Source organism: Mycobacterium sp. (assembly GCF_019243155.1).
In the GTDB taxonomy this organism is placed as follows: Bacteria; Actinomycetota; Actinomycetes; order Mycobacteriales; family Mycobacteriaceae; genus Mycobacterium.
The window spans coordinates 1-9257 of sequence record NZ_JAFAUS010000173.1 but is presented as its reverse complement, the minus strand read 5'-3'; the positions used below and the strand labels follow the sequence as shown (position 1 = coordinate 9257).

10 protein-coding genes are annotated in these 9257 nt (G+C 66.3%); 2 read left to right on the top strand and 8 right to left on the bottom strand.

Annotated features, from left to right (window positions below; translation table 11 throughout):
- The 5 genes from JOZ00_RS08615 to JOZ00_RS08595 all read right to left on the bottom strand — a co-directional run.
- A partial coding sequence (locus JOZ00_RS08615) for an AAA family ATPase (protein ID WP_293342493.1) occupies window positions 1-1064 on the bottom strand: 1064 nt, incomplete at its 3' end.
- Window positions 1061-1663, bottom strand: a complete 603-nt coding sequence (locus tag JOZ00_RS08610; protein WP_293342490.1) for a hypothetical protein — start codon at window positions 1661-1663, stop codon at window positions 1061-1063. The genes JOZ00_RS08615 and JOZ00_RS08610, both read right to left, overlap by 4 nt.
- Before the next feature lie 36 nt (window positions 1664-1699).
- Window positions 1700-2527, bottom strand: a complete 828-nt coding sequence (locus tag JOZ00_RS08605) for an ESX secretion-associated protein EspG (protein WP_293342488.1) — start codon at window positions 2525-2527, stop codon at window positions 1700-1702.
- Between the two features lie 2 nt (window positions 2528-2529).
- The gene (locus JOZ00_RS08600) at window positions 2530-2847 is read right to left on the bottom strand and encodes a type VII secretion target (RefSeq protein ID WP_293342485.1); all 318 of its coding nucleotides are present in this window, start codon (window positions 2845-2847) and stop codon (window positions 2530-2532) included.
- Window positions 2848-2912: 65 nt separating this feature from the next.
- Complete coding sequence (locus JOZ00_RS08595; RefSeq protein ID WP_293342482.1) at window positions 2913-4190, bottom strand: EspA/EspE family type VII secretion system effector; 1278 nt, start codon at window positions 4188-4190, stop codon at window positions 2913-2915.
- A gap of 529 nt (window positions 4191-4719) precedes the next feature.
- On the opposite strand from JOZ00_RS08595, the gene JOZ00_RS08590 reads away from it, so the two are divergent.
- Window positions 4720-5001, top strand: coding sequence for a WhiB family transcriptional regulator (locus JOZ00_RS08590; protein ID WP_293342479.1), 282 nt, complete (start codon window positions 4720-4722; stop codon window positions 4999-5001).
- A gap of 54 nt (window positions 5002-5055) precedes the next feature.
- Here the strand turns inward: JOZ00_RS08590 and JOZ00_RS08585 are convergent, their stop codons facing one another.
- The gene (locus tag JOZ00_RS08585; RefSeq protein ID WP_293342476.1) at window positions 5056-5505 is read right to left on the bottom strand and encodes a nitroreductase family deazaflavin-dependent oxidoreductase; all 450 of its coding nucleotides are present in this window, start codon (window positions 5503-5505) and stop codon (window positions 5056-5058) included.
- A gap of 14 nt (window positions 5506-5519) precedes the next feature.
- Window positions 5520-6362 (bottom strand): NAD(P)H-binding protein, encoded by an 843-nt coding sequence (locus JOZ00_RS08580; protein WP_293342473.1) that lies wholly within the window; start codon window positions 6360-6362, stop codon window positions 5520-5522.
- Between the two features lie 111 nt (window positions 6363-6473).
- Here JOZ00_RS08580 and sigI point away from each other — a divergent pair, with 111 nt between their 5' ends.
- Window positions 6474-7352, top strand: a complete 879-nt coding sequence (sigI, locus tag JOZ00_RS08575) for an RNA polymerase sigma factor SigI (RefSeq protein WP_293342470.1) — start codon at window positions 6474-6476, stop codon at window positions 7350-7352.
- A 2-nt stretch (window positions 7353-7354) separates the two neighbouring features.
- On the opposite strand, the gene JOZ00_RS08570 is transcribed toward sigI, so the two are convergent.
- The gene (locus tag JOZ00_RS08570) at window positions 7355-8563 is read right to left on the bottom strand and encodes a MinD/ParA family protein (RefSeq protein WP_293342467.1); all 1209 of its coding nucleotides are present in this window, start codon (window positions 8561-8563) and stop codon (window positions 7355-7357) included.
- Between the last annotated feature and the right edge of the window lie 694 nt (window positions 8564-9257).

Here is a 9257-nt window from a genome sequence, read left to right as displayed (position 1 = left end):
CCTAGTCCCGCAAGGATATTGGCGACCACCCGGGCGATCGTCGTCTTTCCGGTGCCGGGCGGCCCGGTGAAGATCATGTGCTTGCTAGGCTGCGCCACCTTCATGCCGCGGGCCGCGCGGACTCTGGCCATCTGGGTTGCCGCACGGTACCGCTCGACCTGGTCTTTGACGCGGGTGAGACCGATCTGTCGCGCCAGCTCCGCCTCCGCCTCGGCGAGCAGCGTCTCGCGCCCGGACGTATCGGCGACCACGGTGGACGCATCCCAGGGATCGGTACGCGCGGCGATCTGCTCGGCACTGGTGGGCGTCAGGCGATACGATGGATCCTTCAGTGCGGCAGCCACTTTAGGCTCGGGGTGGGTGGTCTGCAGCCATTCCAGCAGCGCCACAGCGGCTTCTTCGTTGCCTTGACTGCGCCGCGCCATCGCCAGATACCAGGCGATGGCACGCGCGCACGCTTCGCCCGCCGGCGAGGCATTGGCCTCGGTGAGCCGGCGTTCGGCTTCGGTGAACAAGCCCAGGTTCGCCGCCGCGACGCCATGGGCGACTCCCGCCGCGGCGGCCAAGAAGTTGTCCGGCCACCGGCCGGCGCCCCGAACCTCCTCGATCACTTCGGTCCACCGCTGCGACTCGCCGTAGACGACCGCCTTGACCCAGGACAGCAGGTGCTCGGCGCCGGTGGGCGGGCTGCCCTCCAGCGCTTCCATGGCGTCGACGTAATTGGCTTGTGCGGCTTCGTTTACCGCAAAACCCATCGTGATCGCCAGCGGCGAGTTGACCGGGTAGGTGATGTCGCCGTAGAGCCCGCCGATCGGAATCCGCGCGCCGACCGCGTTCATCGAGATTTGGGCGGATCCGGCCAGCTGTCCGAAGTGTGTGCGTGAAAACCAGGCGCGAAACAGGGTCACCCGGTCGGTGTCGCCGCAACGGATGCGGCCGATCCACGCGTCGCAGGCGGACTCGTCGAAATGGGTGATCTCGGTGAACAGGTCCAGCGACCGTGCCTCCGACACTCCGAGCATGCCGACCGCGCTCTCGAACAGACCGGCGAGTTGATCGGTCATTTATCGGTCGTGTATCGGGTCGCGAAGACCTCGGCTTGTGCCGCGTCAGCCTGTTCGGGAGTCGGCAGATGCATGACGTTGTCGATGAGGCCCCGCAGGATCTCGTTGTCTTCCACGCCTATTTGATGCATGCTCTCCGACACGGCTTCGCTTTCCAGCAGGAAGGTGTGCTGGCCGGCGAGTCCTTTTTGACGGGCCAGGTCGGCGAGGACGAGAATCTCTTCCGCGAGTTCGACCTCGGAGAGGCTCGTCGCCGTCGGCGCCAGTTCGACTCGCTGGGTCCTGCCGTCCATGAGCGCCGTCACCGAGACCGTTTCTGGAGGGTTGGTCACCGTGAAAAATTGGAGCCCGTCCTCGTCTTCTGCTTCTTCTTGAACGGCCTCGGTCGCCAGATGGATGGCTTCAAGTTCGGTTTCGGCGTCTTCGGGCTCGGCGGCCCCGTACTCGTACAGCGCGTCTACGCCTGACTCCTCGTCGCCGTCGTCGGCCGCCGAGAAATCGAGGGCGTCCGACTCCGCGGTGTCATCGTCATCGGCAGTGGGTGCATAGCTCGAGAAGTCCAGGGCGGCGAGGTCATCGTGGTCGTCGTGCTGCTGCATGGGTCCTTCTTTCTCCAAATCCGTTGCGGTAAAAGTTCATTCCCAGGCGAGATCGAGCCAGCCGCCCGCGGGGAGGAATTCCAGTAGGCCGTCCAGTGCGCGCTGCAGATTCTCCTGGTTGCCGGGTAGGAAACTTCCGTAGAGTTCACCGCCCACGCGGCGGGGCAGCGAAACCAGCCGGCCCAGCGGGGAATCGACGACGCCGGCGGCCACGTCCGTACGCGTCGACGTCCCGCCGGGGTGGCGTTGGCCGGCCGTGATCTCCACCCAGCTGCCGGGGTCGCCGATGATCTCGGCGTAGACGCGGGCTGCGGTCGCACTGACACCCTGATTCGCCAGCTGTGCAGCGGTCGTGCATCCCTGCAGTTCGGCCGCGACGCCGGTCATCGGCTCGACGTTGGCGGGCTCGGCGGGACCCAGCACCGCCGTGACCATGCCCGCCAGACCCACCTGCGGCGCCACCAATTGCAGCACCAGCAGATCGCCGTCCCTGGCCGCGATGACATGCCGTTCGCCCTTGCGGCACACCACAAAACGCACCATCACACCGCCGACATCGCGTCGCCACCACCGACCCTCCAGGGTCCGGTCCGGCCGGCTGAGGGTGTCGACCATGGCCGCAACGGTCGGGTGCGGTTGCCCGAAATGATCGAGCACTCCTTGCGCGGTGAGGTCACGCTGCACCTGATCCCAAACGATGTTCCGCAGCTCCTCTTGCGGGATGTTCGGCCGAATCCCAAGTACCACTGGAAAATCCACCAGGTGCAGGCGGTCGGCGATCAGCAGCATGCCGTCGATGGTCACCTCTGCGCCGACGACGTCGTCGACAAGGCCCGCGCGGCCGGCGGTGAGGGGACCGGACATGATTACTTATCGCGCATCTGATTTTTGAAGTTCGCCGCCAGCTCGAGGTCGATGTCCGTATAGGTCTCGGCCGCGACCCGCAACCTGACGGAAAGGTCGGACGAGGCGTTCGCGATGGCCGACGCCGCCTCGGCCCGCACCGCCTGGGTGTCGCCCGCCGACTGGTTGGAACATCCACTCACCACGCCGTGGGTCCACCAGCAGTCCCACGCGAGGTCCTTGGTCTTCTGGCTTGCCGATGCCGACTTGGCTGCCGCGCTGTCCTGGTGTCCGGCCAGTTGCACCAGGTACTCGGGGGTGGCGACGACGGGTTGGTTCACCGGTTTGTCTCCTCGCAGTTCGACACGCTATGTGCTTGGCTGGCTTCGGGTTTCGGGGGGTGGTGCTAGAGGGTGCGCTGCTCGGGTGTCGGCTGGGCACCGACTTCGATAGGCGCCCGCTCGGCACCCTGGGTGCCGGCGCCCGCACCGTCGGCGTCCTCCTCGAGTCCGACCGTCTCCGCAGTGGGGGCCTCCGCGTGCGCTGTCTCGGCGGCGGGTGTCGCCGCGCCCTGGCCCTGTTGCCCCATCTGGGCGATCTGCTGTACCTGTCCCATCGTCTGGTTGAGGAGATTCATGGGCTGCGATAGGGCACCGGACATCTTCGCGAGTTGCCCGGAGGCCTGGCCGATCTGGCCCAGGGTGGGCGGCGTGATCGCCGGCGGTGTCGTCTCCGGCGCCTCGGGCGCGGGCGTCTCGGACGCGCCGGCTGCGGCCATTTCGTCAGTTCCGGTGAGAGCGCTGACCACTTCGTGCTCGTCCGGCGTGAGGCTCTCCCCGCCCCTGCGGAGCAGTGAGCTGAATGTGGGCATCCCCGACATAGCGGACATGCCCGACATGCTGTTCGAGATGTCCTGGAAGTTGGCAACCGTAGTCTCTTCGGAACCGGGCACCGGAAGCGTCCGGAAGGCGCCGGGGATCGGGGCTTTGGTTCCGATGGCGCTGTACTCGGTGGCCATCGAGTCGATCAGAGCCGACTTGTAGAAGGAGGAGTGGATTGCGATGCCCTCGTAGGCGAGGGTGACAACCGATACCGCCGCGACGGTCACAGCCTGGAATCCCGTCGACAGGGGCGGCCCGACGGGCAGCGGGATCGACCACAGGACCAGGGCAATGCCCTGAGCGATGACAAGGGTCAACAGACAAGCGGCGATGACCTGGTGCACCTTGTTGACCTTTTCGGCGTGATCCGAGATGTAGCCCTGCAGCTTCTTGTCCAGCGCCTGCATCTCCGTGATGAGTTCGGTCAGCTTTTCAACCTGCGCCTTGTAGGCTTCCGCTCCGTCGCCCGACCATTTTGCCGAGTCCGGGGTGGCCAACTCGAGATACGGCAACGCGGCGTCGAAGTCGGCGACGGCTTGTGCGAGTGCGTCGCCTTCGGTCGCCGCCAGGACGCCGTTGAGAAGATCCATGATGCCGATCGCGAGCATCGCGAGGTCGACGATGATCGTCGGCCCCTTCACGGGCCCCTTCTGCTTCAAGCCATTTTCGATGAATTTGATCTTGTCTTTCAGGTACCACAGGCCTTTACCGGCGAATGCGCCCGCGTTCAGGCCGACGAGAACCCAGTCCTGCTGGTATCCCGCGCCAAGGCCGGCCTGCGTCCTCGCGGCCAAGTAACCCATGTCGTGAATGCCTTTAAACCAAGCAGCAGTCACCCCGACCGTCCCTTCACTCGCCGATGTCGTGGACCTTCAGTTGCGTAGAGCGTAACAGCGCAGTGACCGAGGTCGCTGCACGAATTTTCTTACTAGAACAGCGATTTCGTGCTTCCGATACCCGACTGCGGGGTCGGCGTTGCGGTGTGGTGACCGCGTGGCAAACAGTTGATGTCGGCGTCGACGCGGGACGAGAGCCTCGACTAATCTGAATGACCGGCTTTCTTCAACTCATCGGCGGCGTTGGCGGACAACGTCTCTGAGGTCGCGGCGCGCGCGGTCGTGTAGTCGCCGGCATGCACCGAATGAGTAGGGCGTTGTTCACTTCTCAGTCACGAGCACGCCGTGTTCGAGTGAGACACTGCGCCCATCTCACGGTGGAGCATGCACGCCGGAGTCGCTTGTGGAGTTTGCGCCGGGGCACCTTGTCGGTTTCGTGGCGCGGCTTTGGGGGGCACCGGTCTTCACACCGCGATGCTTCTGGAGGAGCTGGAATATGACCGCCATCGCTGATTACTGGTTTTGGCGGGGCGCTTGCACGCGAGACCCCGATCGATGGACTACGGCTCCCGACGACGGCGCCAAGGCGCTGTGCCGGGCCTGTCCGCGCCGATGGCTGTGTGCCCGCGAAGCCTGCGAGTCACCGGGTGCGCAGGGTCTGTGGGCCGGCGTCGTCATCCCTGAAGGCGGGCGGGCGCGCGCGTTCGCGTTGCGTCAACTGCGGTCGCTGGCCGAGCGCAACGGGTACACCGTGCGCGTCCAGAACGCATCCGCGTAAGCGGCATCACCCGCCAGCCGCCGGGAACCCCTTGTGGGTCAGTGTGTTTGCGCGCTATGCCGCTCCGGGCGGGTCGAATCGGAAGACCGCGAGCCGGCCGGCCAGCGCTTCGAACTCGTCGGCCGTGCCTTCGCGGACCATACCCGAGCGTTTCGCGAACGCGACCCCGACGGGCACCTTGCTGGAGAAGGCCCGCAGCACGGGCCGGGCTTGTTCGGGGGACAGCTCAACGATGCTGACCGTCCGTGAACGTCGGCCGCGACTCAGGGTGCCGGTGCGTGCGGCGCGGGCGTTCGCAGCCCAGTCGGCGCCGGGATATCCGGCCACGACGTAGAGACCACCGTCGAGCTCGAACGGTGTCATCGGGGTGCTGCGCGGTTGACCGGACTTGCGGCCCGGCACCGTGAGCACCATGGCGGGACCGACCGGAATCCCGAGCCGTTGGATCGCCATCATCACTTTGTTCATGGGTTTGAGGTATCGCGGGGGCTGTGGTTCGGACATATCAGTCTCCTGAACTAACTAGCGAGGGCGAACATGTTGCGGTGCTGGGACACCCATTGCGCGAACGGGGTTGCCGGCCGGCCGAGGATCTTCTCCACGTCGTGGGTGACAGGGGAGGGGTCGTCGAGCGTTTGAGCCAGCATCGCTATGTAGGCGTCGGCGAAATCGGCGCCGAAGCCTAAATCGATAAACCGTTGACGCACTCCGTCGTTCGGAACCTCGCGATACCGTAGCGGGCGGCCCAGGACCGTGCCGATGATCTCAGCCAGCTCCGTGTTGGTGAAGGACTGCGGGCCGGTGAGTGGGATTCGCTGCCCGACCAGCTCGTCGGTCAGCAACGCCCGCGCCGCGACCCCGGCGATGTCCGTCTCGACGATGGGCGTCGTCGATGCGTCGGCGTAGGGTCCGGACACCACATCGGAGGCGCGGATCTGGGCCGACCACATGCCGACGAAGTTGGTCGCAAAAACGCTCGGCCGCAGGCTTACCCAGGCGAGTCCGGAGTCGACCGCGAGTTGTTCGACTTCCTTATTACGGTCCCCGCGAAAGCGGGACGGCTGCCGGGAGAAGTCGTCATCGGCGTTGATCGCCGACAACGCGACCAGCTTGGCGACGCCGGCCCGGGCGCACTGGGCGACCACCTCGTCCAGCTGCCCGGCCAGCGCCCGCGAGTTGAGGAAAACCGCGGACGCACCCGGCATCGCCTCGGCCACTGAACCCGTCACCTCGACGCCGGCGGGAAAGCCGGCCGCCTCTTTTTGCCGGGAAACCGCGCGCACATGTGCTCCCGCGGCGGCAAGTTCGGCGACGAGAGGGCGCCCGACGTTGCCGGTCGCACCGGTTACGACGATCGTCATGATCTTTCCTTTCTGAAGTTTCTGCACTGCTTTCACCAAGGACGGGTGAGAAGGTGGAAAAGTTACAGCCGCAATGCGTAACTTTTCGCCGCACCGAATCGTCGAAGATCTATGAACCAGTCGCAGTCGGGTAGCGACCAGGTCACCGAGGCCTGGCGGCGGCACCGTCCGTATCTGATCAACCTCGCCTACCAGATCGTCGGCGACATCGGCGAAGCGGAAGACGTTGCGCAGGAGGCCTTTCTGCGGCTGTCGCGGAGCGATGTCAGCGAAATCGACGACGTGCGCGGCTGGCTGACGGTGGTGGCGAGCCGACTGTGCCTCGACCAGGTCCGGTCGGCGCGCGCCCGCTACGAACGACTGGAAGACCCCGCGGCGGACCGACCGGCCACGCCGGATAAGGCCGGGCGCCAAGACCCCGCCGAGCGGGTCACCCTGGACGACGAGATCCGGACCGCGTTACTGGAGGTCCTGCGCAGGCTCAGTCCCGGCGAACGAGTCGCGTTCGTGCTGCACGATGTGTTCGGCGTGCCGTTCGACACGATCGCCGAAACCGTGGGCCGTCCGATCGGGACGTGCCGGCAACTGGCGCGCCGGGCGCGATCGAAATTCCAAGTGGCACAGCCCAAGTTGAGCGACGTGGCCCCCGCCGAGCACCAAGTCGTCACCGAGAAGTTCATCGACGCGTGTGCCAACGGCGACATCGCCGCATTGACCGCCGTGCTGGATCCGACGGTGTGGGGTGTGGGAACGATCCTCGTCGACCCGGCACCACCACCACAGGTCAACCACGGCCCGCTGGCGGTGGCCGCCAACTTGCTGCGCTACCTCGGGCCGGAGGTGACGTTGGTCAGCGGTCCCGTCGGGCAGCCGGTGGTGCTGGCGTTCGCGCAACGTCGGCTCTTCGCCGTGATCGTGCTGACGATCGGCGGTTCTCTCGTCACCAAGATCGAGGCCCTTGCCGACCCGTTGGCGCGGCTCGGTCCGTAGTCCTAGGCTTCGTTCCGCTTTTCTCGGGTGGGCTGGTCGCGGACACGGTCGGCACGCGCCGCGAAACATCCGGCGATCGTCGCCGTGATTTCGAGGAACTTGCGTCGCGTCGCCGGTGCCATTTCCCCGTTCACGTCGATCACGCCGCCGGGCCGCAGATGGGCATCGAACGGCACCTCGATGACCGGCCTGCCGTGATCGGTGAATTCGCGGGCCAGCAACGCCCGGGTGCGTTTGTCCGCGTGTCCGTCGGAATCGTTGAGCACCACAATCGTGTTGCGCAGCAGGGTCGCAAGGCCCTGGTCCGCCAGCCACTCGAGGGTGCGCGCGGCGGCGGAGGCGCCATCCGCCCACGGCGATGAGACCACAATCAGCGCGTCCAGGTCGCGCAGGACTTCCCCGGTAAGTGGCGCGTCCATCGTCGAGCCGCAGTCGATGACCGAGATCGTGAAGTGGCGGTCCAGCCGCATTGCGGCCTCCCGGTAGATCGCGGGATCGAGCACCTTGCGCGGGCCCGATGCCGGTTCCCCGCCGAGGACGTACAGGCCCGCGGAGTTGCGGCCCACGCGCGCAACCACATCACCGAAGGATTGCAGGTTCTTGTCGGCGGTGAGCTCCCAGAATGAGCCGCGCGCCGCCGGGTCGATTCGGCTGCTGAGCCGGCCGAAGGCCGTATCGGCGTCGATCGCCACGACGTGGTCTTGATGGCGCAGCTCGGCGAACAGCGATCCGACACTGGCGGCGACAGACGTCTTACCGACGCCGCCCTTACCGAGCACGCCGACCTTGTGGTTGCCGTAGAGACGGGTTCGGATGGCCGCCTCGAACTGTGCCTCCTGCTGCTGGGCCGGTGATGGACCCAGGTTGACAAGGCCGAAGGTGACCAGCCGCAGGATGCGTCGCCAACCGCGATCGGGAAGCTCCGCAGCGGCGGGCGCGACGTCCGCTTGTGGAGGTGTCTTCGTCGGCGGCTGCGGAAATGCGGGCGGGGCGGCGACCGCGGGTGGTGGGGGCCGCATCGCTGGGGCCGGCGGGCGCGCGGGGGGCCTTGCGGGTGGTGGGGGAGCCGGCGCGCGCGGCGGGGCGGGTTTGTGGGCCGCAGGCGGCGGCGCGGGCTGGTGCTCTCTGGGGGGACCGGGCAGGCGTGCCCCGGGTGCGTCGGGCCCGTCAGCCCGCAGCCGGTCCCGGAGGAATTCGTCGCGCTCGTTCATGGGCTCCTCGGGTGCCGGTCGGTTCGACCTCTTTAGTTAGACCTCTTTATTGGGCTGTGCGCAGCCTCTCTGCGTGATGAGCGCCACGGTCCTACGCCCGACGTCGGAACCGGCCACTACTCGTCCAGTATCTCCTCACGCGCCACACATCGGCACTGTGCAAACTTAGCGAGACTTAATATACCGGTGCCGCGCCGCGTCGGCTGGCGCGCTGAGCACGTCCGCACCATTGTTCAGCAACACCCGTGGGCAGCCAATGGCTCGACGTCAGCAAACTCATATCGGTCGTGGCCAGCGGCGCCGACCGCGCCGCGACCAGCGCGACTCCTCGGCCGGGAAACAGCACGTCGCCGGGGGTGCCGAGCCGTGGCTTCCGCGGAATTTACGGCGTCGCCGGGTGGCGGTTAGACTTAACGAAGTTGGCATGTCAGGCGGGTATTGTCATATCGTTTTACGACTTGTCGAGACCGGTTCCAGGCCACCGTTCAGCGCTGCACGGACGAATCCCTAACAGGATCAGCTCCGCCTGGGGGACAGCCCATCAAGACGAGGCCGAAGAGGTTTTCGCCCGCAACCTCAGGGTGTTACTTCCTCGGGGCTGCTGCTAACGGCCGCGCAAAACGTTCAGGTGAAGGGTCAGGTGCATATGACGCCCAAGCGCGTCGGGTTATATAACCCCGCGTTCGAGCACGAT